General features: G+C 69.5%; 21 protein-coding genes. 4 read left to right on the forward strand and 17 right to left on the reverse strand.

Translation table 11 applies throughout. The features are described from left to right. Positions 1-6: 6 nt before the first annotated feature. Positions 7-1,023, forward strand: coding sequence for an acrylyl-CoA reductase (NADPH) (acuI, locus tag E3T28_RS04720; RefSeq protein WP_134428426.1), 1,017 nt, complete (start codon positions 7-9; stop codon positions 1,021-1,023). Positions 1,024-1,092: 69 nt separating this feature from the next. Here acuI and E3T28_RS04725 read toward each other — a convergent pair whose 3' ends face one another. The 12 genes from E3T28_RS04725 to hemE all read right to left on the reverse strand — a co-directional run bounded on the left by E3T28_RS04725 (position 1,093) and on the right by hemE (position 11,582). Beyond that, positions 1,093-1,443, reverse strand: coding sequence for a hypothetical protein (locus E3T28_RS04725; RefSeq protein ID WP_134428428.1), 351 nt, complete (start codon positions 1,441-1,443; stop codon positions 1,093-1,095). A gap of 115 nt (positions 1,444-1,558) precedes the next feature. Next, the gene (hemL, locus tag E3T28_RS04730) at positions 1,559-2,887 is read right to left on the reverse strand and encodes a glutamate-1-semialdehyde 2,1-aminomutase (RefSeq protein WP_134428473.1); all 1,329 of its coding nucleotides are present in this window, start codon (positions 2,885-2,887) and stop codon (positions 1,559-1,561) included. Further along, complete coding sequence (gene hemB / locus E3T28_RS04735) at positions 2,887-3,873, reverse strand: porphobilinogen synthase (RefSeq protein ID WP_370259728.1); 987 nt, start codon at positions 3,871-3,873, stop codon at positions 2,887-2,889. The genes hemL and hemB overlap by 1 nt, the downstream gene beginning before the upstream one ends. 41 nt (positions 3,874-3,914) lie before the next feature. Beyond that, positions 3,915-4,706: a uroporphyrinogen-III synthase gene (locus tag E3T28_RS04740; protein WP_134428475.1), complete on the reverse strand. Its 792-nt coding sequence runs from the start codon at positions 4,704-4,706 to the stop codon at positions 3,915-3,917. Further along, on the reverse strand, positions 4,706-5,659 hold the full coding sequence (gene hemC / locus E3T28_RS04745) for a hydroxymethylbilane synthase (RefSeq protein ID WP_134428432.1): 954 nt from the start codon (positions 5,657-5,659) through the stop codon (positions 4,706-4,708). Before hemC ends, E3T28_RS04740 begins: the two co-directional genes overlap by 1 nt. Continuing rightward, a complete protein-coding gene (locus E3T28_RS04750; RefSeq protein WP_134428434.1) occupies positions 5,656-6,750 on the reverse strand; it encodes a ferrochelatase in 1,095 nt (364 codons plus the stop codon). Before E3T28_RS04750 ends, hemC begins: the two co-directional genes overlap by 4 nt. Continuing rightward, positions 6,750-7,445, reverse strand: coding sequence for a hydrogen peroxide-dependent heme synthase (gene hemQ / locus E3T28_RS04755; RefSeq protein ID WP_134428436.1), 696 nt, complete (start codon positions 7,443-7,445; stop codon positions 6,750-6,752). The genes E3T28_RS04750 and hemQ overlap by 1 nt, the downstream gene beginning before the upstream one ends. Positions 7,446-7,583: 138 nt before the next feature. Then, positions 7,584-7,916 (reverse strand): DUF3618 domain-containing protein, encoded by a 333-nt coding sequence (locus tag E3T28_RS04760; RefSeq protein WP_134428438.1) that lies wholly within the window; start codon positions 7,914-7,916, stop codon positions 7,584-7,586. After that, complete coding sequence (locus E3T28_RS16755) at positions 7,906-8,322, reverse strand: phage holin family protein (protein WP_166786920.1); 417 nt, start codon at positions 8,320-8,322, stop codon at positions 7,906-7,908. Before E3T28_RS16755 ends, E3T28_RS04760 begins: the two co-directional genes overlap by 11 nt. A gap of 31 nt (positions 8,323-8,353) precedes the next feature. Beyond that, positions 8,354-8,725 carry a hypothetical protein gene (locus E3T28_RS16760; protein ID WP_166786921.1) on the reverse strand — a complete coding sequence of 124 codons (372 nt, stop codon included), beginning with the start codon at positions 8,723-8,725 and terminating at the stop codon, positions 8,354-8,356. A gap of 138 nt (positions 8,726-8,863) precedes the next feature. Then, positions 8,864-10,342 carry a protoporphyrinogen oxidase gene (gene hemG / locus E3T28_RS04770; RefSeq protein WP_134428442.1) on the reverse strand — a complete coding sequence of 493 codons (1,479 nt, stop codon included), beginning with the start codon at positions 10,340-10,342 and terminating at the stop codon, positions 8,864-8,866. A 28-nt stretch (positions 10,343-10,370) separates the two neighbouring features. After that, complete coding sequence (hemE, locus tag E3T28_RS04775; RefSeq protein WP_134428444.1) at positions 10,371-11,582, reverse strand: uroporphyrinogen decarboxylase; 1,212 nt, start codon at positions 11,580-11,582, stop codon at positions 10,371-10,373. Positions 11,583-11,653: 71 nt separating this feature from the next. Here hemE and E3T28_RS04780 point away from each other — a divergent pair, with 71 nt between their 5' ends. Then, positions 11,654-13,018, forward strand: a complete 1,365-nt coding sequence (locus tag E3T28_RS04780) for a glutamyl-tRNA reductase (RefSeq protein ID WP_134428446.1) — start codon at positions 11,654-11,656, stop codon at positions 13,016-13,018. Positions 13,019-13,460: 442 nt separating this feature from the next. Here E3T28_RS04780 and E3T28_RS04785 read toward each other — a convergent pair whose 3' ends face one another. Beyond that, positions 13,461-14,846: a glycine--tRNA ligase gene (locus E3T28_RS04785; protein ID WP_134428448.1), complete on the reverse strand. Its 1,386-nt coding sequence runs from the start codon at positions 14,844-14,846 to the stop codon at positions 13,461-13,463. A 162-nt stretch (positions 14,847-15,008) separates the two neighbouring features. On the opposite strand from E3T28_RS04785, the gene E3T28_RS04790 reads away from it, so the two are divergent. Both E3T28_RS04790 and E3T28_RS04795 read left to right on the forward strand, forming a co-directional pair. Then, positions 15,009-17,303, forward strand: a complete 2,295-nt coding sequence (locus E3T28_RS04790; RefSeq protein WP_134428450.1) for a carbon starvation CstA family protein — start codon at positions 15,009-15,011, stop codon at positions 17,301-17,303. After that, on the forward strand, positions 17,300-17,545 hold the full coding sequence (locus tag E3T28_RS04795) for a YbdD/YjiX family protein (protein ID WP_134428452.1): 246 nt from the start codon (positions 17,300-17,302) through the stop codon (positions 17,543-17,545). The genes E3T28_RS04790 and E3T28_RS04795 overlap by 4 nt, the downstream gene beginning before the upstream one ends. Before the next feature lie 87 nt (positions 17,546-17,632). On the opposite strand, the gene E3T28_RS04800 is transcribed toward E3T28_RS04795, so the two are convergent. The 4 genes from E3T28_RS04800 to E3T28_RS04815 all read right to left on the reverse strand — a co-directional run bounded on the left by E3T28_RS04800 (position 17,633) and on the right by E3T28_RS04815 (position 23,362). Then, positions 17,633-18,541: a serine hydrolase gene (locus E3T28_RS04800; protein ID WP_134428454.1), complete on the reverse strand. Its 909-nt coding sequence runs from the start codon at positions 18,539-18,541 to the stop codon at positions 17,633-17,635. An 88-nt stretch (positions 18,542-18,629) separates the two neighbouring features. Further along, positions 18,630-20,594, reverse strand: a complete 1,965-nt coding sequence (locus E3T28_RS04805) for a M13 family metallopeptidase (protein ID WP_134428455.1) — start codon at positions 20,592-20,594, stop codon at positions 18,630-18,632. A 67-nt stretch (positions 20,595-20,661) separates the two neighbouring features. Beyond that, positions 20,662-22,302, reverse strand: coding sequence for an ABC transporter permease (locus E3T28_RS04810; protein WP_134428457.1), 1,641 nt, complete (start codon positions 22,300-22,302; stop codon positions 20,662-20,664). Positions 22,303-22,333: 31 nt separating this feature from the next. After that, positions 22,334-23,362: an ABC transporter ATP-binding protein gene (locus E3T28_RS04815; RefSeq protein WP_134428459.1), complete on the reverse strand. Its 1,029-nt coding sequence runs from the start codon at positions 23,360-23,362 to the stop codon at positions 22,334-22,336. Positions 23,363-23,601: the final 239 nt, after the last annotated feature.

Raw genomic sequence — 23,601 nt, forward strand, 5'->3', positions numbered from 1 at the left:
CGACGCATGGGTATTGAGACTGAGTTCCGGGCCATCGTGGTTGACCGCACCGAAAACGCCGAGGGCAAGAAGGCACAGAGCGCGGCCCTCCGCGTGGTGGACGACGGCTTCCTGATGCCGGGCGACGTCACCATCGCGGTCGATTACTCGAGCATCAATTACAAGGACGGCCTGGCCCTGATGGGCCGCCCCGGGGTCGTGCGCGCCTGGCCGCTGATCGCCGGCATCGACCTGGTCGGAACGGTCGAGCAGAGCGCCGACCCGCGCTGGTCGGTCGGAGACCCGGTCATCCTGAACGGGGCCGGCCTGAGCGAGAGCCACCACGGCGGGCTGGCCGAGCGGGCCCGCGTGTCGGGAGACTTCCTGGTCCGGCTGCCACAGGGTATCAGCGCCGTTCAGGCCGCGGCGATCGGCACGGCCGGCTTCACCGCCATGCTCTCCGTGATCGGCCTCGAACGCGGCGGGGTGACGCCGGAATCCGGCACCGTGCTGGTGACCGGCGCGGCCGGCGGAGTCGGCAGTGTCGCGGTGGTGCTGCTCGCCGCCCGCGGCTACCAGGTGCACGCGTCGACCGGCCGCATCGACGAGCTCGGCGACTACCTGCGCGGGCTCGGCGCCGTCGAACTCGTCGACCGCGCCACCCTCAGCGAGGCCGGGAAGCCGCTGCAGGGCCAGCGCTGGGCCGGGGCCGTCGATTCGGTCGGCAGCGTCACCCTTGCCAACGTGCTCGCCCAGACGAACTACGGCGGAACGGTCACCGCCTGCGGCCTGGCCCAGGGAGCCGACCTCCCCGCCACGGTCATGCCGTTCATCCTGCGCGCCGTCAGCCTGATCGGGATCAACTCGGTCGAGGCCCCGCTCCCCCAGCGCGAGGAGGCCTGGCGCCGGCTGGCCACGGACCTCGACCTGAGCCTGCTCGACCACCTCACCCAGGTCATTCCGCTGGAGGCGGCCTTCGACGCCGCTGCCGGCATCCTCGCGGGCACCGTGCACGGTCGGACCGTCGTCGACGTGCGCCGCTAGCACGCGCCCGTCGAGGTCACGGGTGAGTTCGGGGCCGAACGACACCGAGTCGGTCAACCGGCGGGTCGGTCACGCACCGAGCTTGAGGGACGCGATCAGGTCCGGGGCGTGGCTGGTGGACAGGAGCACCCGGGAGAACTCGTCGTCGATGAGGTCGATGACGACTGCCTGGCGCTTGCGCTTGAGCGCCAGGAAGTCCTTGCCGCCGTGGAACTTCCAGGTGCCGACCGCGACCACCAGCGGCAGACCCAGCCCGGGCGAACGGATCCCGCGGATCCAGATCCACGGGTCGTCCGTGATCGTCACCGAACGGATGTTCTCCCGTGGCACGACGATGTCGTCGCGCCGCAGGGCCAGGGTCTTCTCCGCTTTCGAGAGGTGGATCTCCAGCCGGTCGGGGTGAACGTGCAAGGAAGCCATGCGTCTAGTCTGCCTGTTCCGGACCGAAATCGGTTTGTCGGAACCGCACAAAGGAATAACTCCCGGCTGTGCCGGGTCACGCCCGCGCGTCACGCCTGTGGGTCACGCCTGTGGGTCACGCCTGTGGGGTGGCGGCTGCCGCGGCCTTCGCTGCGGCAGGCAGGGCGTCGAGGATCCAACCGACCGCGCTCTCGTCGTGGGCGTCGGAGACGAACCAGGCCTCGAACACCGACGGCGGCAGGGAAACGCCCTGGTCCAGCATGGAGTGGAAGAACGGTCCGTAGCGGAAGGCCTCCTGGCGTTGCACCTGGGCGTAGTTCCGGGGTGCGCTGGCCGCGGCCTCGGCACCGAACACGAAGCTGAACAGGTTGCCGGCCCGCTGCACGCTGTGCGCGACGCCCTCGGCCGAGAAGGCGGCGGAAACGGCCTCGGAGAGCACCAGTGCGGTGGCGTCGATGTGCTCGTACACGCGCTCGTCCAGTGCCCGCAGGGTCGCGATGCCGGCGGCGACCGCCACCGGGTTGCCGGACAGCGTGCCGGCCTGGTAGACCGGGCCGTTCGGCGCCAGGAAGTCCATCACGTCGGCGCGACCGCCGAGGGCCGCCACCGGCAGGCCACCGCCGATGACCTTGCCGTAGGTGAACAGGTCCGGCGTGTAGTCCGCCTGGCCCGACCCCGAAGTGTCCAGCCCCCAGTAGCCGGCCGGGTGCACTCGGAAGCCGGTGAGGACCTCGTCGATGATCAGGAGCGCACCGTGCTCGTGCGCGAGGGCGGTGAGCGCAGCGTTGAAACCGGCGTCGGGGGCCACGACTCCCATGTTCGCGGCCGCGGCCTCGGTGATCACGGCCGCGATCCGGCCCGGGTGCGCCTCGAAGGCGACCCGCACGGCATCCAGATCGTTGTAGGGCAGCACGAGGGTCTGTGCGGCCGTCGCCGCCGTCACCCCGGCCGAACCGGGCAGCGCCAGCGTGGCCAGACCGGACCCGGCCTGGGCCAGCAACCCGTCCGAGTGGCCGTGGTAGTGCCCGGCGAACTTGATCAGCAGGTCACGACCCGTGAACCCGCGGGCCAGACGGATGGCCGTCATGGTGGCCTCGGTGCCGGTCGAGACCAGGCGCAGCTTCTCGACCGCGCCGACGCGCTCCTCGATCAGCTCGGCCAGGATGGTCTCGCCGGGGGTGGAGGCGCCGAAGGACAGACCGAGCACGGCGGCATCCTGCACCGCCTGCACGACCTCCGGGTGGGCGTGGCCGAGGATGGCCGGTCCCCAGGAGCTGACCAGGTCGACGTATTCGCGGCCGTCGGAGTCGGTCACGTAGGCGCCCTTCGCCTTGACCAGGAACAGCGGGGTGCCGCCGACCGAGCGGAAGGCGCGCACGGGCGAGTTGACGCCGCCGGGGATGGCGCGCTGGGCGCGGGCGAAGAGATCGTCGTTGCGGGACATCATCGGGCCTGCCTTTCGTTCAGCCAGGTGGCCAGTTCGACCGCCCAGTAGGTGAGCACGGCATCCGCTCCGGCGCGACGGATGCTGAGAACGGACTCCTCGACGGCCCGGCGGCGGTCGATCCAGCCGTGCGCGGCCGCGGCCTCGATCATCGCGTACTCACCGGACACCTGGTATGCCCAGACCGGAATGTCGCTGACGGCAGCGACCTCGGCCAGCACGTCGAGGTAGCTCATGGCGGGCTTCACCATCACGATGTCGGCACCCTCCTGGATGTCGAGCAGAGCCTCGCGCACGCCCTCCCGGCGGTTCGCCGGGTCGAGCTGGTAGCTGCGCCGGTCACCCTCGAGGGTAGATTCCACGGCGTCGCGGAAGGGACCGTAGAAGGCCGACGCGTACTTGGCCGAATAGGCGAGCACGGCCGTGTCCACGTAGCCGTTCAGGTCGAGTGCCTGGCGCACGGCGGCAACCTGACCGTCCATCATTCCGCTCAGGCCGAGCAGCTGCGAGCCGGAGGCCGCCTGCACGAGAGCCATCTCGCAGTATCGCTCGAGAGTGGAGTCGTTGTCGACGCTGCCGTCGGCGCCGAGCACGCCGCAGTGGCCGTGGTCGGTGAACTCGTCCAGGCAGAGGTCGGTCTGCACGACGAGGGCGTCGCCGACCTCGTCGGCCAGCGCGCGGGTGGCCGCGTTGAGGATGCCGTCGGGATCGGTGGCCCCGGATCCGACAGCGTCGCGCACGGCCGGCACCCCGAAGAGCATGACCCCGCCGATGCCGGCTTCCGCGGCCTCGTTGACCGCCCGCCGGGCGCTGTCAATGGTGTGCTGAACCACCCCGGGCATCGACTGGATCGGCATCGGGTCGCCGCTGCCCTCCCGGACGAACATCGGGAGAACCAGTTCGGAGGGATGCAGACGGATTTCGCTGGCCAGGCGACGGAGCGCAGGAGTGGTGCGCAACCGTCGCGGGCGGATGACGGGGTTTATCACCAGTCAACCCTACGTCGCAGGGCTGGACGCGTGAACCGTCAGCGGGTCTGGGCGACGTGGACCAGAGCCTGGATCAACGATTCGGCACTGGGTGAGTCGGCCACGACGTCGACGCGCAGGCCGATGGCCGCCGCATCCTTCGCCGTGCGCGGCCCGATGCAGGCCACCACAATCGATGCGGGGATCGGCCCGAGCTGGTCCTGCACCTGCTGCGCCACGCTTCCGGAGGTGACGAGCAGCGCCTGCACCGTGCCGGCCGCGACATCCGCGACGACCCGCTGGTCCACGGGCACGCCGATGGTGCGGTACGCGACGACCGATTCGACGTCGTGGCCGATCCGGCGCAGTCCTTCGGTCAGCAGCGGCTTGGCGATTTCCGAACGCAGGGTGAGGATGCGCAGTGGCACTTGGCCCGACGTGGCGGCTTCCCACTCTTCGAGGAGTCCGCGGGCGGAGTTGTCTTCGGAGGGCACGATGTCGACCCGGTATCCGGCCGCGGTCAGGGCCGCAGCGGTGGTCTCGCCGACCGCCGCGATGCGCGTGGACGCGGCCACGAGCGCCCGGTGCGACGACAGGACGTCGACGGTCGTGGCACTGGTCACGGTCATCCAGTCGAAATCGCCGGCCGCGAGGCGCGCCAGGGCGGCCTCGAGCGCGGGGGCGTCATCGGTCGGGGCGAAGTTGATCATGGGGGCCACGATCGGCTGAGCGCCCTTGGAGCGCAGGTCGGCGGCGACGTGGTCGCCCCACGGGCCGCCGCGCGGCACGAGCACACGCCAGCCGGTGAGCGGCTTGGCGAGGCTGGTTTTGGTCTTGTAGCGCGAGTTCATCACGAAGTCACCTTCATCGGGGCGAAGTCGGCAGCGCCGCCGGCGAGCAGGTCATGCGAAACACGGTCAGACACATCTTGCGCGGCCTCGGCCAGGTGCGCAATGGAATGCGAGTCGGGGGTCGCCGCATGGGAGCTCACGACGCTGCGGGAGCCATCCGGGCTGTACACCGTGGCGGTGAGGAACAGGAGCCCGTCGTCGATCGCGGCCATGGCGCCGATCGGCGCCGCGCAGCCGGCCTCGAGCCGGGCCAGCACCAAACGCTCGGCCATCACGGTGGCCTGGCTGGTCGCGTGGTTGATCGCGGTGAGGGCCGTGGCGAGGGTGCGGTCGAGCTTCCCGTCGCGCACCTCGAGCGCGAGCGCGCCCTGGCCCGGTGCGGTCGGCCAGTCGGACAGTTCCAGGTACTCACCGTCCACGGACTCGAGCAGCGCCAGACGGCTGAGGCCGGCGGCGGCGAGCACGACCGCGTGGAGGTCACCCTCGGCAACACGACCCAGGCGGGTCTCCACGTTGCCGCGGATGTCCACGACATCCAGGTCCGGGCGCAGGGACCGCAGCTGGGCGGCCCGGCGCGGTGAGCCGGTGCCGACCCGCGCGCCGTCGGGCAGCGTGGCCAGGTTAAGACCGTCGCGGGCGCAGAGCACGTCGCGCGCATCCGCCCGCTTCGGGGTGGCCCCGATGCGCAGACCCGGGTAGGCGACCGTCGGCAGGTCCTTGAAGGAGTGCACGACGACGTCGCATTCGTCGGCCAGGAGCGACTCGCGCAGGGCGCTGGCGAAAACGCCCGTGCCGCCCAGGGACGACAGCGACTCGCGGGAGGTGTCGCCGTGAGTCGTGATCGTGACGATCTCGACCTCGGAGCCGGACGCGGTCGCGATGCGGTTCGCGATCGCTGTGGTCTGCGCCAGGGCAAGCGCGCTGCCACGGGTTCCGATACGGATCAGGCTCACGGAGCCATCCCGGCAACGGCCGGCTTGAAGCCCAGGCGCACGTTCTCACAGCACCCGGGGCGGCATACGTCGTACCAGGGACCCAGATCGGTCTCGTGCGGGCGAGCCTCGGCGGGGGTGTCGTTCAGTCGCTCCTCGACCAGGTCGATGAGCCCGCTGACGAAGGCAGGGTCGACACCGGGCGTCGGCACGCGCACAGACACCAGGCCGAGTTCCCCGGCGGTCTCGGTGGCCTCGTTGTCGAGGTCCCACATGACCTCCATGTGGTCGCTGACGAAGCCGAGCGGCACGATGACGATGGCACGGATGCCCCGCTCCGGCAGCAGGGCGATGGCGTCGTTGATGTCGGGCTCGAGCCACGGCATGCTGGGCGGGCCGCTGCGGGACTGGAAGACCAACTGCCACGGGGTGTCCACGCCGACCATGACCTTCTGGGCGACAGCCAGGTGCTGCGCCGCGTAGGCGCCGCCCTCACCGAAGCCGCGGTCGGCCGGACCGCTCTTGTTGGCGTCGGTCATCGGGATCGAGTGGGTCGAGAACAGGATCTCGACCTCGGTGGCCAGGTCGATGCCGGGGACCTGAGCCTCGACGTCCGCGAGCCCCTTCCGGAGTGCGGTCACGAACGGGGTGACGAAACCGGGGTGGTCGAAGAACTGGCGCACCTTGTCGATGTGCACCACACCCTCCAGCCCGGTCGCGGTGAGTGCGGCGGCGAAGTCCTCGCGGTACTGGCGACAGCCGGAGTAGGAGCTGTAGGCACTGGTGGCGATGGCCAGGAGCCGAGTCTGGCCGTTGTCGTTGGCCTCGCTGATGGTGTCGCGCAGGTACGGTGCCCAGTTGCGGTTGCCCCAGAGCACGGGCAGGTCGATGCCGCGGCGTTCGAGCTCGGCCTGGAGCGCGGCGCGGAGCACGCGGTTCTGGTCGTTGATCGGGCTGACACCGCCGAAGTGGCGGTAGTGCTTGGCGACCTCTTCGAGGCGCTCCTCGGGGATGCCACGTCCGCCGGTGACGTTGCGCAGGAACGGGATCACATCGTCCTGGCCCTCGGGGCCGCCGAAACCGGCGAGCAGGATGGCGTCATAGGTAGTCATTACTGCAGAACCTCCACCAGTTCGGCCGTCGAGATGCGACGGCCGGTGTAGAACGGGACCTCTTCGCGCACATGGCGGCGCGCCTCGGTGTTGCGCAGTTCGCGCATCAGGTCGACGAGCTCGGTGAGTTCGTCGCTTTCGATCGGCAGCAGCCACTCGTAGTCGCCGAGCGCGAACGAGGAGACCGTGTTGGCGATGGCGCCGCGGAAGGCCGCGCCCTTGCGACCGTGGTCGGCGAGCATGGCGCTGCGCTCGACCTCCGGCAGCAGGTACCAGTCGAAGCTGCGCACGAACGGGTAGACGGTGAGCCAGGCCTTCGGCTCGACCCCCCGCAGGAACCCGGGCACATGGCTCTTGTTGAACTCCGCGTCGCGGTGCACGCCCATGGCGTTCCAGGTCGGCAGGAGGCTCTTGAGCAGTCGGCTGCGACGCAGCTGGCGGTGGGCCCACTGCAGGGTCTCGGCGTCCGGCGCGTGGGTCCAGATCATCACATCGGCGTCGGCGCGGAGTCCGGAGACGTCGTAGAACCCGCGCAGGGTGACGCCCTCGGCCTCAACGAGGGATACGACGTCGTCGAGCTCCAGCACGGCTCGGGGCACGTCGTGGCCGTCGAGGTCGTCCGGGTTGCTCGGGTCCTTGCGCAGAACCGCGAACAGGGTGAAACCCTCCGGTGATGCGCCTGGCGCGTCGGTCATTCCGTGGGTCTCGGCAGAGGTGGTGGAGTGAGGTGGGTTTACTGCCTCTCCGGCAGCCGGGTGAGTCATAACTACTAGTCTCTACTTCTTTGCTGCGAGAGCCAAAACTGCACGGCCGACGGCCGGTCCTACCGGACCTCAGCGGCGCTGCACGACCTTGACACCGAGCCAGATTGCACCCACGGCGGCCGAGGCCGCACCCAGGACGATGCCGGCCAGTGCGAGGGGGTTCTTCTCGCCGAGTTCACGCAAGCGGACGTTGACCAGGCGGGAACGCACGCGCAGTTGCCGGGGCAGGTTGAGCTTGTACTCGATCGCGTCGAGAGTCTGCGCGAGCTCGGTGCGGGCCCGGGCGGCCTCGGCCCGCAGCTCGGCTTTGGAGAGCGAGACGGCCTTGACCACCTCGCCCGTGACCGCGACGGCGCTCCCGCTCACGGCCTCATTCGTCTTCTGGGTCACTTCAGTGCTCATACTTGCCAACTCCCTTAAGGGCATCGACGTCCCGACGGATGCTCTCCGTCACGCCGTCCGGATCCGATGACGTGCCGACCTTCACCCGGTTTCTGCCGATCAGCGCCAACAGCAGCGCCAACAGCAGCAGGGCGAGCGCCACGATCACGGCCGCGAGCCAGAGCGGCAGTACGAGGTCGAGCGCGATGACCGCGGCTGCGACCAGCACCATGCCGGCGAAGAACACGAACACGGCCGCCACAACGAACAGCCCGATGCCCAGCCCGATGTTCTTGGCCTTGCCGGCGAATTCCGCCTTGGCCGCGTCGAGTTCGGCCTTGACCAGGGCGATGACCTGACCGGGCAGCTCACCGAGAAGCTCGAATGTCGATTTCCGGCTTTTCGGATTGAAGTCGCTGTTTCTCACAGAGTCCCCTTCGTTGGGAGTGTCGCGGCGATTACTTGGCGGCGGTGTCGTCGGTGGGCGTCGTTGCGGCAGGCGTCGCGGCCGGCGTCGTTGCGGCCGGTGTCGTTGCGGCAGGCGTTGCGGCCGGCGTTGCGGCAGGCGTCGGCACGGTGTAGCGGGTCCCGCGCGACTTGGATTGCACGGCGGAGACGAGCTTCTTGCCGGTCGCGAGGAGTGCCGACGGCACATCCCCGACCCGCTCGAGCGCGAAGTCGCGGGCCTCGTCTACTCGGCGCTGCACGGGCGGCGCGTTCCACAGGTTCTCTGCGGCGGCCGCGATCTGGTCGTAGCGCTTGCGTCCGGCGCGAGCGCCCAGGACGTACCCGACGAGTCCGCCCGTGATGAACAGAAGCTTTCCCCGCATTGTTACTCCATTCCTCAAGATGCACGTATCTCTCAGAGTATCCCCCATTAGGGATGGAGTCAGGTGGGCGCGGCGGGTGACCCGTGGATCGGGCCACTGATCAGGTGACTGATCGGCGCCCGCTCCGGTGACCGTGCTTCAGATGCCGAGGGCCTCGTGCCGGGTGCGGGAGGCGGCGGCGACGGCATCCGGGATCACCGAGGCCAGTCCTGTTCCGGCGAGCCACGCACCCGTGAGTTCGAGCCCCGGGGTGGCGGTCACGATCTCGCGCACCTGGCTGACCCGCTCGGGCGCACCGACGGTCGCCGGCGAGAGGGCATCGCCCCAGACCGTGCGGGCGAAACCGCGCACCGCTGCCGCATCGAGGTCGACGCCCAGGATGGTGCGGGCGTCCGCCAGGGACAGGGCGAGCAGCTCGTCATCCCGCAGACCGGCGGTGGGGTTGTCCTGGCCGGCACGTCCATAGGACAGACGGATGACGTGTCGGCCCGGTCCGGCGGCCGCGGCCAGCCATTCCCACTTCGCGGTCACATGCGTGAGCGCTTTGGCGCTGACCCCGGGGGTCGCGGCCGCAACCAGAACACCGGTGCCGCGCGGGTGCGCGTCCAGCTCGGGTGCGTCGATGACGATCGTGGCCAGTTCGATGGCCGTCGGCTGCGGCCAGTCGAGTTCGGCGAGCGCCGCATGGGCCGGGCTCAGATCGGCCAGCAGGGCGAGCGCCTGCGCCCCGGGGGTCGCGATGATCACGAACCGCGCGGCGAGGGTGGTCGCCGCTGCCGGAGCATCCGGGGCGTCCGGGGCGTCCGCGGGCGGCGCGGCGCAGGTGACCGTCCAGGTAGGTGCGTCCTCGGTGCCGGAGCGGCGGAGCGCGGTGACCGGGGCATCCGTCACGATCTCGGCGTCGAAGTGCGCTAGGTCGGCGACCAGGGCCGCCACGAGCCGGGACATGCCGCCGCGGAGCCCGGCCACGTTTGAGCCGGCCGGGGCGCCGGAGCGCAACGACAGCACGGCTCCGGACAGCGAACCGGTCACCGTGAGGGCGGAGTTGAGGCCCGGGGCCACGACGTCGATCTCGAGGTCGTCGGCCGAGGACGAGTAGACCCCGGCGGTCACGGGCTCGACGAGCCGTTCGAGCACCCGGCGTCCCATCCGCTTGCGCACGAGCTCGCCGAGGCTGTGCTCCCGGCCGATCGTCAGCACCGGCATGAGCCGGTCGGCGTAGGCGCGCCAAGCGCCGCTCCAGCCGATCACCCGGCGCACGTCGTCGGCGAGAGGGGAACCGGGGATGCCGAGCACGCCGGCCTTGGGCAGCGGAACGCTGATCGAACCACCCGGCACACGGTCGTCGGGCAGCTGCAGCCACGCGCCGGCGGGGTTCGGCGCGACGACCTCGTCGGACAGGCCGAGGTCGGCGATGAACTCGGCCACCGCATTGCGCCGCACGGCGAAGCTCTCGGCACCGCTGTCGAGGGTGAGGCCGGCCACCTCGTGGCTACCGAGCGCTCCGCCCGGCACGCCGGTGGCTTCGAGCACGGTCACGCTGAGCCCGACCCGGGCGCAGGCTCGGGCAGCGATCAGACCGGCCACCCCTCCGCCGATGACGATGACGTCCTTCATTCGCTTCCCCCGAGCCTTCGTGCGGTTGTCAGGACGCGGACGGCGCGCTGACCGGGGCTTCCGGGACGGAGCCGGTCGCGTCGGCGAAGACCGCGGTGACCTCGTGCACGAAGGCCACCAGTCGGGTCAGCACGTTCGGGTCGGTCATCGGCGGAACGCCGTGCCCCAGGTTGAGCACGTGGGACGGTGCCGTGCGCCCGCGCTCGAGCACGTCCAGCACATGCGCTTCGAGCACCGGCCACGGTGCGGCGAGGAGCGCCGGATCAACGTTGCCCTGGACCGGAACCAGCCCGCCGAGGCGCCGGTTGGCTTCGTCGAGCGGCACCCGGTAGTCGACTCCGACGACGTCGGCACCCACGGCGTGCATCTCCTTGAGCAACTCACCCGTGCCCACACCGAAGTGCACGACGGGCACGTTGCGGCGCACGGATGCGGCGTCCGCGTCGTCGGCATCCGTGTGTGCGACATCCGTGCCCGCGGCACCCTCGTCGTAAGTGAGGTCCCGCACATGGGCGATCGCCGCGGTGGAGGCAGGAGCAACGAAGCGCGTGTAGTCGGCCAGCGAGAGCGCGCCGGCCCAGGAATCGAACAGCTGGGCGGCACTGGCGCCGGCGAGAACCTGCGCGCGCAGGAATCGCCCGGTGACCTCGGCCGTCCAGTCCATCAGGGCGGCCCAGGCGTCGGGGTCGGCGTGCATGAGCGTGCGGGCATGGATGTGGTCCTTCGACGGGCCGCCCTCCACAAGGTAGGCCGCCAGTGTGAACGGGGCGCCGGCGAAGCCGATCAGCGGCGTCGAGCCGAGCTCGGCCACGGTGCGTGCGACCGCGGCGGTGATCGGGGCCAGTGTCTCATCGAGTACGGCCGGGTCGAGCTCGATGAGCTGTGCGACATCCTTCGCCGTGCGCACGGCCGTGCCGAGGACCGGGCCGGTGCCCGCGACGATCTCGACGTCGACGCCCACGAGCTTGAGCGGGATGACGATGTCACTGAAGAGGATGCCGGCGTCGACGTTGTGCCGGCGCACGGGCTGCAGCGTGATCTCGCTCGCCATCTCCGGGTCGAGGCAGGCGTCCAGCATGCGCGTGCCGACGCGCAGCGACCGGTACTCGGGCAGCGAACGGCCCGCCTGGCGCATGAACCAGACGGGGGTGGCGTCTGGCCGGGTGCCCTGGTAGGCGCGGATAAGGCGAGAATCGGCGGTGAGTCCGGTTGCGAGTGGGTGTTGCGCGTCGAGGTTCATTGGTTTGATTCTGTCAAACTTCCGACATTCGGGCGATTCGGGCGCTCAGCCTCAGGTCGTAGACTCGTTGAGTGTTGATCTGTCTGTCCGCCAGCCATAAGAACTCCAGCTTCGACGTGCTGGAGAAATTGTCTGTCGGTGCGAACGACACCGCCGGTGGCATTCTCGGTCGGCACCCGACTCTGGTCGGCGCCGTTGTCGTGGCCACCTGCAACCGGTTCGAGGCCTACCTCGACCTCGACGAGCCCGTGGGCTCCTCTCCTCTCCAGGCCGTGCACGCCGCCATCGACGGCGTCAGCGCGAGTAGCGGCGTGGCCGTCGACGTTCTGCGGAACACCCTGGATCTCGTGCACGGCAGCGGCGTGGCCGAACACCTCTTCGCCGTGACGAGCGGCCTCGAGTCGGTGGTCGTCGGCGAGGGCGAGATTGCCGGCCAGGTGCGCCGCTCGCTCGAGCAGGCCCGGCTCGCCCGCACCACCAGTCCCGAACTCGAGCGCCTCTTTCAGCGCGCCTCGCAGACCTCTCGAGGCGTCAAGAACCGTACCGGCATCGGCGCCGCGGGACGTTCGCTCGTGCGTCTGGCCCTCGAGCTGGCCGAAAGCCGCATCACGGACTGGGCCCAGACCCGCGTGCTGTTGGTCGGCACCGGCCGTTACGCGGGGGCATCCCTCGCCGCATTGCGCGACCTCGGCGCCGAGAACGTGCGGGTGTACTCGCCGTCCGGCCGCGCCGCGAAGTTCGCGACCTCGCACCAGATCACCCCCGTCGCCGAGGCCGAGTTCGCCATCGAAGCCGCCGAGGCCGACCTGATCCTCACCTGCACGACCGCCGACACCCATGTGATCGATGCGGCCCTGCTCCACTCGGGCTTGGCGCTCTCCCTGCAGCTTCCGGCCACGGAAGCGCTCATGCTCCCCTCCTGTCCGGTGACGGATGCCCCGTCCGAGATCCCGCGCCGGCTCATCATCGACCTGGGCCTGCCCCGTAACGTCGACCCGGACGTCACCGACCTGGCCGGCGTGGAGCTGCTCGACCTCGAGACCATCCGCATCCACGCGCCGCTCGAGGAGCTCAACGCCACCAGCGACGCCCGCCTTCTGGTGGGCCGAGCCGCCCGCAAGTTCTCCGCGGTCGCCGAAGAGCAAAGCCTCGCCCCGGCCGTCGTGGCCCTGCGCAGCTACATCTTCGACCTCCTCGACGGCGAGATCGAACGCGCCCGCAACCGAGGCGACAACAGCGAACAGACTGAGGCGGCGCTGCGTCACCTGGCCGGCGTGCTGCTGCACACCCCGATGGTGCGCTCCCGCGAGCTGGCCCGGGCGGGCGAGCAGGCCGCGTTCCTGACCGGGCTCGATGCCCTCTTCGGCGTGCAGGTTCAGCTTCCCGCCGCCGGGTCTGCGGACACGGTCGCCGATATCGGCCCCGCGGCATCCTGACCGCGGACGATCACCGCCGCTGAACTCGCCCGGCGACTCGCGTAGCCGCTCCAGGCATCCGTTTCGCTGCCTCCGTGTGGCTAACTCAGGAGAACCGGTGCGCCCGGCCACCGCCGTGCCGTCGTTCCGGGGTCGCCGAGGCTCACCCGCGGGACTTCTCCTGAGTTAGCCCCACCGGCAGCCCAGCGGCACCCGGTCAGCCCGGACCCGTGCCGTTCCGCTGCCGGGCGCGCGCATAACTCCTGCAATTCGTCGCCGGCGACGAGCTGCGCCGCAGAAACACACGGGCATGCGGCCGGGACGGCAGAAAGTGCAAGAGTTATACACAGAAACTGCCGGCCACGCCCGAACGCGTACGTGGCCGGCGGCCCCGATCAGCACCGACCGCGGCACAGAGCAGCCCGCCGGCTGCCATCGGCAGGCCAGCGAGCAGCAGCCTCGGCTAGGCGCCGCGGAGGCGCACGGCGAGGTATGCGTCGAGCTTGTCCAGCGACACGCGCTCCTGCGCCATGGTGTCGCGGTCGCGCACGGTGACGGCCTGGTCTTCGAGGGAGTCGAAGTCGACGGTGACGCAGTACGGGGTGCCGATCTCGTCCTGGCGGCGGTAGCGGCGGCCGATCGCGCCGGCGTCGTCGAAGTCCACGTTCCAGGACTCGCGCAGCCGCGCCGCGAGGGACTTGGCCATCGGCGAGAGCGCCTCGTTGCGGGACAAGGGCAGCACGGCGACCTTGATCGGCGCCAGGCGCGGGTCGAGCTTCAGCACGGTGCGCTTGTCGACGCCGCCCTTCGCATTGGGCACTTCCTCCTCGTGGTACGCGTCCACCAGGAACGCCATCAGCGAGCGGGTCAGTCCGGCCGCGGGCTCGATCACATAGGGAACCCAGCGCTCGTTCTTCGTCTGGTCGAAGTAGGAGAGATCCTTGCCGGATGCCTCCGCGTGCGTTCTGAGGTCGAAGTCGGTGCGGTTGGCGACACCCTCGAGCTCTCCGAATTCGCTGCCGCTGAAACCGAAGCGGTATTCGATGTCCACGGTGCGCTTGGAGTAGTGCGAGAGCTTCTCGGCCGGGTGTTCGAACAGGCGCAGGTTGTCGATGTTGATCCCGAGGCCCGTGTACCACGCCATCCGCTGGTCGATCCAGTACTGGTGCCACGTCTCATCCGTACCCGGCTCGACGAAGAATTCCATCTCCATCTGCTCGAACTCGCGGGTGCGGAAGATGAAGTTTCCCGGGGTGATCTCGTTGCGGAAGCTCTTGCCGATCTGGCCGATGCCGAACGGCGGCTTCATCCGGGCAGCCTGCAGCACGTTGGCGAAGTTCACGAAGATTCCCTGCGCGGTCTCGGGGCGCAGGTAGTGCATGCCGGCCTCGTCGTCGACCGGGCCGAGGTAGGTCTTGAGCAGGCCGGAGAAGGCGCGCGGTTCGGTCCAGATGTGCCGGTTGCCGCAGTTCGGGCAGGGGATCCCGTCGATGCCGCCCTCAGGCGGGCGACCCTTCTTCTCCTCGAACTCCTCCTCGAGGTGGTCGGCGCGGAAGCGCTTGTGGCAGCTCGTGCACTCGACCAGAGGGTCACTGAAGACCTCGACGTGACCGGATGCCTCCCACACCTTGCGGGGAAGGATCACCGAGGAGTCGAGGCCGACGACGTCGTCGCGGCTGGTGACCATGAAGCGCCACCACTGCTTCTTGATGTTCTCCTTGAGCTCCACGCCGAGTGGCCCGTAGTCCCAGGCGGACCGGGATCCACCGTAGATTTCACCGGCCTGGAACACAAACCCGCGATGGCGGGCAAGGGCGATGACGGAATCGAGGCGGGAGAGGGCGGCCACGGGGCTCCAATGGTCGAGGGGGCGGAAGAACTGGAAAGCACGAACAGACGGAAACCGCCCGGCGCTCAGTCCATTTTAGGCGTCCGCGCGGAAACTGCCGCCAAGCTGTTAGCCTTGCTAAGGAATTCCGCAGTCCTTGCGGGGCACCTCGAAGGAGAGATCATGGGCACCAAGCCCCGCACGCCACACGATTCGCCGAAGCGGGGTGAGGAGTTGGACCGGGATCCCCTCCTGTTGCCCGTTGCTCTCGATCAGACCACGCACGATGCCGAAGAGGCCCACTGGAGCCCCCTGAAGATAGCTATCTGGGGTGGCATCTCGCTGCTCGGCGGTCTCAGCTGGGTGATGCTCGCCGTGGTTCGCGGCGAAACCGTCAACGCCATCTGGTTCGTGTTCGCCGCCATCTGCACGTACCTGATCGGCTACCGCTTCTATTCCAACTACATCCAGAAGCACCTGCTGCACCCCGATGACCGGCGCGCGACACCGGCCGAGTACAAGGCCGACGGTAAGGATTTCGCGGCCACCGACCGCCGTGTTCTCTTCGGTCACCACTTCGCCGCGATCGCCGGCGCCGGACCGCTCGTCGGCCCCGTGCTGGCCGCCCAAATGGGCTACCTGCCCGGCACGATCTGGATCATCGTCGGCGTCGTGTTCGCCGGCGCGGTGCAGGACTACATGGTGCTGTTCTTCTCGATGCGCCGCGGCGGACGTTCCCTGGGCCAGATGGCCAGGGACGAGCTCGGCAAGGTGGGCGGCACGGCCGCCCTCGTCGCGACCCTGGCGATCATGGTCATCATCGTGGCCATCCTCGCCCTCGTCGTCGTCAACGCCCTCGCCGACAGCCCCTGGGGCGTCTTCTCGGTCGGGATGACCATCCCGATCGCCCTGTTCATGGGTGTCTACTTGCGCTTCTTCCGTCCGGGCGCGGTCACCGAGGTCTCCATCATCGGCTTCATCCTGCTGCTGGCCGCCATCATCGGCGGCGGCATGATCGCCGACACCGAGTGGGGCTCGACCTTCTTCGCCGTTGACCCGCTGCCTCTCGCGATCGGCATCATCGTCTACGGTTTCGTGGCGGCCATCCTCCCGGTCTGGCTGCTGCTGGCCCCCCGGGACTATCTGTCCACGTTTATGAAGATCGGCACGATCGGGATGCTGGCCATCGCCATCATCATCGTCCGCCCCGAGATCACGGTGCCGGCCACCAGCGAGTTCGTGAATGGCGGCGGCCCCGTGGTGAGCGGCTCGCTCTTCCCGTTCCTCTTCGTCACCATCGCCTGCGGCGCCCTCTCCGGCTTCCACGCCCTGATCGCCTCCGGCACGACGCCGAAGCTGATCGAGAAGGAACGCCAGACCCGGTTCATCGGCTACGGCGGCATGCTGATGGAATCGTTCGTCGCCATCATGGCCCTCGTCGCCGCGCTGTCGATCGACCGCGGCATCTACTTCGCCATGAACTCCTCGCCGGCTCTGACCGGCGGCACCGTCGAGGGTGCTGTCACGTTCGTGAACAGCCTCGGCCTGACCGGCGTCAACCTGACCCCCGAGATGCTCACCGAGACCGCGAAGAACGTGGGCGAGGAGACCATCGTGTCCCGCACCGGCGGCGCTCCGACCCTGTCGGTCGGCCTCGCCAACATCATGCAGCAGGTCGCGGGCGGCTCAGGCATGATGGCGTTCTGGTACCACTTCGCCATCATGTTCGAGGCGCTGTTCATCCTCACCGCCGTCGACGCCGGCACCCGCGTGGCCCGGTTCATGCTGCAGGACAGCCTCGGCAACTTCTTCCCGAAGTTCAAGAACACCTCCTGGCGCCTGGGTGCCTGGGTCACGACCGGCATCATGGTCTCCGCCTGGGGTGCCGTGCTCGTAATGGGCGTCACCGACCCGCTCGGCGGCATCAACACCCTGTTCCCGCTGTTCGGAATCGCGAACCAGCTGCTGGCAGCCATCGCCCTGGCCGTCTGCCTGGCGATCGTGGCCAAGCGCGGGTTGTTCAAGTACCTCTGGATCGTGGCCCTGCCGCTGACCTTCGCCGCCGTCGTGACCATCTACGCGTCGTTCCTGAAGATCTTCTCGACCGTTCCCGCCGTGGGCTACTTCGCCCAGAACCGCGCGTTCTCCAACGCGCTGGATGAGGGACTCACCAGCTTCGGCACGGCGAAGACCGTCGAGGCGATGGAGGCCGTCGTGCGCAACACGATGGTGCAGGGCGTGCTCTCGATCCTGTTCGTCGTGCTGGCCATCATCGTGATGATCACCGCCGTTCAGGCCACCTGGAAGTCCTACAAGTCGCGCAGCTTCGGCACCAACGAGGATGACGCGGTGGCATCGCAGATGTTCGCCCCGTCCGGCTTCATGGCCACCCCGGAGGAGAAGAAGCTGGCGACACGCTGGGACGCCCAGCTCGCCCAGGCCAAGCTGGACAAGGCAGGGAAGACGACTCGCCGATGAGTCTCCTCGCCAGTGTTCGCCAGGGCGCGAAGGGCTTCGCCTGGTTCATGAGGGGGGTCATGGGTGACGACGCGTACGACAAGTACAAGGCCCACCACCAGGCCCTGCGTGACGCCCACCGGGACACTCATCATGACCCGGATGCCGCAGTCTGCGACGGTCCACGGATGATGACGGAACGCGAATTCTGGCGCGACCAGACCGACCGCCAGGACATCAACCCCCAGGGTCGGTGCTGCTGACCGGCTGCGCCACCACGCAGAACTGCCCCCGCGACGAATTCCGTCGCGGGGGCAGTTCTGTTTGGGTGCTTGCGCGGGCGACGCCGGTCAGTGCACGTACTCCAGGAGGTCGAGGCCGACCGCACGCATCCCGTCGAGCACCGCGAGCCGGGACGAGAGGCGGGTGTCGGCGAAGGACATCGAAACCATGTAGGTCACCCCGGCCCGTGGGCCGCGGAGGATGCCGATCTCACTGCGCACTCCGGCATCCGTCCCGGTCTTGTTGACCAGCAGGAGGCCGTGGTCGCCGGATCGGTGGGCGATCGGGTCGAGCCCGAACGCGCTGGCGACCATGGACAGGTCGGTGCCGAGTGACAGCCAGCCGATGACGCGTTCGCTCGCCTCCGCGTCGACGACTTCACCACGGGCGAGCGCCGTGAACAGCCAAGTGAGTTCCTTGGCGCTGCCGACCGAGAGCTGCGGGGCGTTATCGGGCCCGCGCCGGTCGCGAACGAGGTCGAGCAGGGCGGTGCGGTTGAGTCCGAGCTGTTCGGCGCGGGCCCGCACGGCGTCGAGACCGACCGCGCGGAGCAGCACATTGGTGGCCAGGTTGTCGTTCGCGCTGCCGATCAGGGCCGCGAGGTCCGCGACGGGCAGTGCGGGTGCCTGCAGGTGCTGCCAGAGGCCGGACCCAGCAACCGAATCGGCCACGGTGCGGTCGAGGATCGTGAACGCGCCGAAGTCGGCGTCGCGGAGCCTGGCGGCGACCTCGATCAGCAGGAGCACCGTGCCGATGCCGGCCGTGGGCATGACGACGTGGTCGTCCACGGAGAAGAGCACCCGGCCGGTGGCCAGATCGGTGGCGCGGGCCGACACCTGCACCCCGTCGACGGCGAGGTCGCCGAGCGCCTGGAACCCGCGGCCGAAGTTCGCCGTCGCATCCGCGCCGCCGTGCTTGCCGCGGCGCGCCGACGAGTGGCGTGACCGACGCTCTGAATCCTGGGATGGCATGGCCACAGTCGTCAGGTCCTTACGTTGATTCGGGATGCTGGACCCCGGCCACACGACGTTGCGGTCGCACGGCGTTGTCACGGTTGCGCTGAGGTCACCAGATCGTAACGCGCTTCTCCGGGTCCAGCCAGAGAGCGTCGTCCGAGGTGACGCCGAACGCCGTGTAGAACTCGTCGATGTTGCGCACGATCTGGTTGCAGCGGAATTCGTTGGGCGAGTGCGGGTCGATCGAGAGCAGGCGGAGGGCCTCCTCGTCGCGCATCTTGAGCTGCCAGGCCTGAGCCCAGGAGAGGAAGAATCGCTGGGCACCGGTGAGGCCGTCGATCACGGGCGGCTCCTGGCCGTCCAGCGAGATCAGGTAGGCCTTCCAGGCGATTGAGAGGCCACCGAGGTCGCCGATGTTCTCGCCGATGGTGAGTGCACCGTTGACGCGGTGGTCGGGGATCTGCTTCGGGGCGAGCGCGTTGAACTGCTCGATCAGGGAGCGGGTGCGCTCGTCGAAGGCCGTGCGGTCTTCCTCGGTCCACCAGTCGGTGAGCAACCCGGTGCCGTCGTACTTGGAGCCCTGATCGTCGAAGCCGTGGCCGATCTCATGGCCGATGACGGCGCCGATCGCGCCGTAGTTGGCGGCGGAATCGCGGGCGTCGTCGAAGAACGGCGGCTGCAGGATGGCGGCCGGGAAGACGATCTCGTTGAAGCCCGGGTTGTAGTACGCGTTGATCGTCTGCGGGGTCATGAACCACTCGTCGCGGTCGAGCGGGTTGCCGATCTTTCCCAGTTCCCGCTGGAACTCGAACTCGCTCGTGGCACGTACATTCTTGATCAGATCGGCCGGGTCGACCGCGAGGGTCGAGTAGTCCCGCCACTTGACGGGGTAGCCGATCTTGGGCGTGAACGTGGCGAGCTTGTCCAGTGCCCGGGCGCGCGTCTCCGCGGTCATCCAGTCGAGTTCGGTGATGCTCCGCCGGTAGGCCTCGACCAGGTTGGCCACGAGCACGTCCATGCTCTCCTTGGCGCTGGGCTTGAAGTGACGCTCGACGTAGATGCGGCCGACGGCCTCGCCGAGCGCTCCCTCGACGAGCGAGACACCGCGCTTCCAGCGCTCGCGCAGCTGGGGCGTGCCGGTCAAGGTGCGGCCATAGAAGTCGAAGCTGGACTCGACGAATTCGCTCGACAGGAACGCGGCGCTGGAACGGATGATCTGCCACCGCAACCAGTCCTTCCAGCCTTCGAGCCGGTCCTCGGTGAGCATCTCGGCCAGGCCGGTCACGAAGCTGGGCTGGCGCACGACGACCTCATCGAGAGCGCCGGCCGGGCCGTCGAGCCCGTCGAGCCAGAGGTGCAGGTCGACGCCGGCGGCCAGCGCGGTGACCTGGCCCCAGGTCTTGAGGTTGTAGGTCTTCTCGCTGTCGCGCGAGCGCACCTTGTCCCAGTGGTGGGTGGCAAGCTCGGTCTCGAGCAGGAAGACGCGCTCGGCGCGGCCGGCGGCGGCGGCGAGGCCGGCGAGGCCGAACATCCGAGTCAGAAACGCCTGGTAGGACTCGCGGATCGCGGTGAACTTCTCGTCACGGTAGTAGGACTCATCGGGGAGACCGAGCCCACCCTGCTCGACGAAGACGAGGTAGCGCTCGGGGTCTCCCGGGTCGTTGTCGACGAAGAGACCGAAGGCGCCGGACACGCCCGCGCGCTCGAGACGGCCGAGGGTGCCGAGCAGTTCGGGGAGGGAGGTGACGGCCTCGACGGTGGCGAGGTCGGCGGCGAGCGGGGTTGCTCCGAGCTCTTCGACGCGGGTCTCGTCCATGAAGCTCGCGTAGAGGTCACCGAATTTGCGCTCCTCGGTGCCGGGAGCGGCGGTCCGGGCCTCGAGGATGATCTCTCGCACGGCCTTCTCCGATTCCTCGGCGAGCAGGTAGAACGAGCCCCAGCGGGCCTTGTCGGCCGGGATCTCACTGCGGGCGATCCACTTGCCGTTCACATGGCGGAAGAGGTCGTCCTGCGGACGCACCTCCAGGTCGAGTTCGTCGCGGTCGATTCCGGATGCGGTCCCCTGGTCAGTCATACCTCCACCCTATTCGCACTTGACGGTGGTCGACCCTGGCGAGACCCGGTGGTCGAGCCCGTTTCGACTACAGCGCCAGGTCGCGGCGACGGATGCCCACCCCGGCCACGACCGCGCCGGCCAGGGCGACGCCGAGCATCCACCAGGCTCCGCTCCATTCGACGTCGGCGGCGCCGATCGTCGGCGTGTGGGTGAACGGCGACAGGGTGAGCAGCCAGTCGGGCAGGCCGAACAGCTCGCCGAACTCGCCGATGAACGCCGCGCCCAACAGCACACCCCAGCTCAGGCCGGTGCTGAGCCGCGGCACGAAAACGAAGAGCAGCGCGGCGATCACCAGGACGAGCAACGCGGCCGGCGCCTGGGCCAGCCCGGAGGCCACGGCGCTGGCCACCCGGTCGGCCGTATCGGTGGTGCCGGCGGTACCGGCCTCCGACGACGAGGCAAGCCCGGCCGCGGCGCCCCCGGCGGCCACGAGCAGCACCAGCGCCATGGCGCCGGTGCCCACGAGGAGGTAGTCGACGAGCCAACGGCCGCGGCGAAGCGGCAGGGCGAGCAGGAGCTCGGCGGAACCGTTGACCTCCTCCTGACGCATTCGGATCATCGCCTGGGTTGCCGCCGCCGCAGCGATCACGCCCACCAGGCCGAAGATGGTGTCCGTGAACAGGTCGATGATCGACGCCCGGCCGCCCGCCATCCGGGCCAGCGTGTCGCCGATCTGAGAGCTCGACTCGACCAGTTCGACCACGGTTTCTCCCAGAGTCCCGACGAGGATGCCGAGGACCAGGCCGACGAGGGCCCAGCCGATCATCGGCGCCCGCTGCAACCGCCAGGCCAGGCCGAGCGATCCGGCGAGTGTGCCCGGAGCGTGCTCGGGACCGGGCCGCTCGCCGATCAGGCTCGAGCCGAGGTCGCGCCGCGACTGCAGCAGCACGACCACCGCGAGGAGCACGGCCGCGAGGAGCAGGTCGAGTAGGAGCGGAGCCGTACGGTTCGTGGTGAAGGCCGCCGTCTGCTGGCCCCAGCCGATGGGCGACAGCCAGCTCGGCCACGCGCTGGTCATGCTCAGCCCGTCGGCGGATGCGGTGCCGCCGGCATCGCCGAAGGCCCGCAGGGTATAGGCGAGGCCGATGAGCGCCGCGCCCAGGCCGTTCGCGCCACGGGAGGTGCGCATCACCTGGCCGGCCAGAAGCCCGACGCCGAGGAAGGCGATCCCGGTACCGGCGACCGCGGCCCCGGACGTGATCGAACCGGCGGGATCCAGACCGGCGGTGAGGAGGCCCAGCGTGACGGCCACCCCCGCGGCCAGGGCCGCGGCGATCCCGTGCAGCGCCGTCGCCAGCAGCGGGATCAGCCGGCCGGCGGGTGTCGCAGCGATCAGCTCGGAGCGGCCCGACTCCTCCTCGGCGCGGGTGTGGCGCACGGCGAGGAACGTGCTCATGAAGGCCACGAGCGTGGCGAGGAACGCGAAGATGAGGAAGAAAGCGACCGCGTCGGCATCCGCTCCCTGCGGCTCCCCGCGGAAGATGAGGATGGTCGGTGAGCCGACCGCGATCCGCATCAGCGCCTGGCGGTCGGCGGTCGTTCCGAAGCTCGAGTCGACCGCGACGACGACGAACGCGGCGAGCCCGAAGAACACGGCCATCCAGATCGGCAGCTGCACCCGGTCGCGGCGGATGCGTAGTCGCAGCAGCGGCAAGAGGGTGTTCACCTGGCCTCCGTCGGACCAGGCCGTCGGCGGATCACAGGTGAGGTCCGGTCGACGGCAGGGGCGCCGGAGCCAGCGCCGGGGCATCCTCTCGGTAATGGCGCAGGAACAGGGTCTCCAGGGACGGCGGAGCGACGGTCAGACCCTGCACCCGCAGCTCGGCCAGAACGGGCAGAACCTCGGGCAGCGCGTCGCTGTCGGCCGTGAAGCTCACCCGGTCGACGCCGGCCCGAGCGGTGCCGGCACGCGCGGTGCCGACATGCGTGGTGGCGGTCTGCGGGACGCCGGTACCGACCACGAGGTCGTGGGCCGCCGGGATGCGCGCCGCCAGCCCGGCCAGGTCGGCGTCGGTCAGGCCGGTGCTCGCAAAGGCGACCTCGGTGCGGGTGAGGTGGCGCAGCTGGGCCAGCGTTCCGGTCTCGACGGTGCGGCCGGCCCGAATGATGCTCACCCGGTCGCAGAGGTGTTCCACCTCGGAGAGGATGTGGCTCGAGAGCAGAACGGCGGCGCCATCCGCCGTCGCCGCCTGCAGCTCCCGGCGGAAGACGGCATCCATCAGCGGGTCGAGGCCCGAGGTCGGCTCGTCGAGGATGAACAGGTCGGCCGGGGCGGCGAGGGCCGCGATCAGCGCGACCTTCTGCCGGTTGCCCTTCGAGTAGGTGCGGCCCTTCTTGGTGGGGTCGAGCTGGAAGGCGTCGACGAGGTGCGCACGGCGGGCCCGGTAGGCAGCGGCATCCGCCGTTCCGCCGCGCAACCGGCAGAGCAGGTCGATCGCCTCACCGCCGGACAGGTTGGGCCACAGGCTGACGTCGCCGGGGACGTAGGCGATGCGGCGGTGGAGGGCGACGGCATCCGTCCAGGGATTCTGGCCGAAGACCGCGGCGGTTCCCCCGCTCGGACGGTAGAGGCCTAGCAGCACGCGGATGGTGGTGGACTTGCCGGCCCCGTTCGGGCCGAGGAAGCCGTGCACCTCGCCGGGGGCGACCGTGAGGTCGAGTCCGTCGAGGGCCCGAACTCGGCCGAATCGCTTCTCCAGTCCTCGAGTCTCAATGACGCTGCTCATGCAGCCCAAGTTACGCCTCTCCGTCGCCCATCACCGGAGCAGCCCGCCCCGAGGGCTCCCGTCCCGGTGCTCGAGCCTGCCGAGACCCGATGCACCGCCACCCGAAGGCTCCCACCCCGGTGCTCGAGCCCGTCGAGCCCAGAACCCAGAGCCCCCGGTAGTCGAGCCCGTCTAGCCCTGAGCCCTGAGTTCCGGTGGTTGAGCCTGTCGAAACCAGGGACCAGAGGCCTGGAACCACG

Origin of the sequence: Cryobacterium sinapicolor (assembly GCF_004403465.1) — a bacterium.
GTDB classification, from domain to species: Bacteria; Actinomycetota; Actinomycetes; order Actinomycetales; family Microbacteriaceae; genus Cryobacterium; species Cryobacterium sinapicolor.

Bases quoted from the DNA above. Each gene is read 5' to 3' on its own strand.
- acuI (WP_134428426.1), top strand. From the start codon at position 7: ATGGGTATTGAGACTGAGTTCCGGGCCATCGTGGTTGACCGCACCGAA.
- E3T28_RS04725 (WP_134428428.1), bottom strand. From the start codon at position 1,443: ATGGCTTCCTTGCACGTTCACCCCGACCGGCTGGAGATCCACCTCTCG.
- hemL (WP_134428473.1), bottom strand. From the start codon at position 2,887: ATGTCCCGCAACGACGATCTCTTCGCCCGCGCCCAGCGCGCCATCCCC.
- E3T28_RS04740 (WP_134428475.1), bottom strand. From the start codon at position 4,706: ATGAACTCGCGCTACAAGACCAAAACCAGCCTCGCCAAGCCGCTCACC.
- E3T28_RS04750 (WP_134428434.1), bottom strand. From the start codon at position 6,750: ATGACTACCTATGACGCCATCCTGCTCGCCGGTTTCGGCGGCCCCGAG.
- hemQ (WP_134428436.1), bottom strand. From the start codon at position 7,445: ATGACCGACGCGCCAGGCGCATCACCGGAGGGTTTCACCCTGTTCGCG.
- E3T28_RS04760 (WP_134428438.1), bottom strand. From the start codon at position 7,916: ATGAGCACTGAAGTGACCCAGAAGACGAATGAGGCCGTGAGCGGGAGC.
- E3T28_RS16760 (WP_166786921.1), bottom strand. From the start codon at position 8,725: ATGCGGGGAAAGCTTCTGTTCATCACGGGCGGACTCGTCGGGTACGTC.
- hemG (WP_134428442.1), bottom strand. From the start codon at position 10,342: ATGAAGGACGTCATCGTCATCGGCGGAGGGGTGGCCGGTCTGATCGCT.
- hemE (WP_134428444.1), bottom strand. From the start codon at position 11,582: ATGAACCTCGACGCGCAACACCCACTCGCAACCGGACTCACCGCCGAT.
- E3T28_RS04790 (WP_134428450.1), top strand. From the start codon at position 15,009: ATGGGCACCAAGCCCCGCACGCCACACGATTCGCCGAAGCGGGGTGAG.
- E3T28_RS04795 (WP_134428452.1), top strand. From the start codon at position 17,300: ATGAGTCTCCTCGCCAGTGTTCGCCAGGGCGCGAAGGGCTTCGCCTGG.
- E3T28_RS04805 (WP_134428455.1), bottom strand. From the start codon at position 20,594: ATGACTGACCAGGGGACCGCATCCGGAATCGACCGCGACGAACTCGAC.
- E3T28_RS04815 (WP_134428459.1), bottom strand. From the start codon at position 23,362: ATGAGCAGCGTCATTGAGACTCGAGGACTGGAGAAGCGATTCGGCCGA.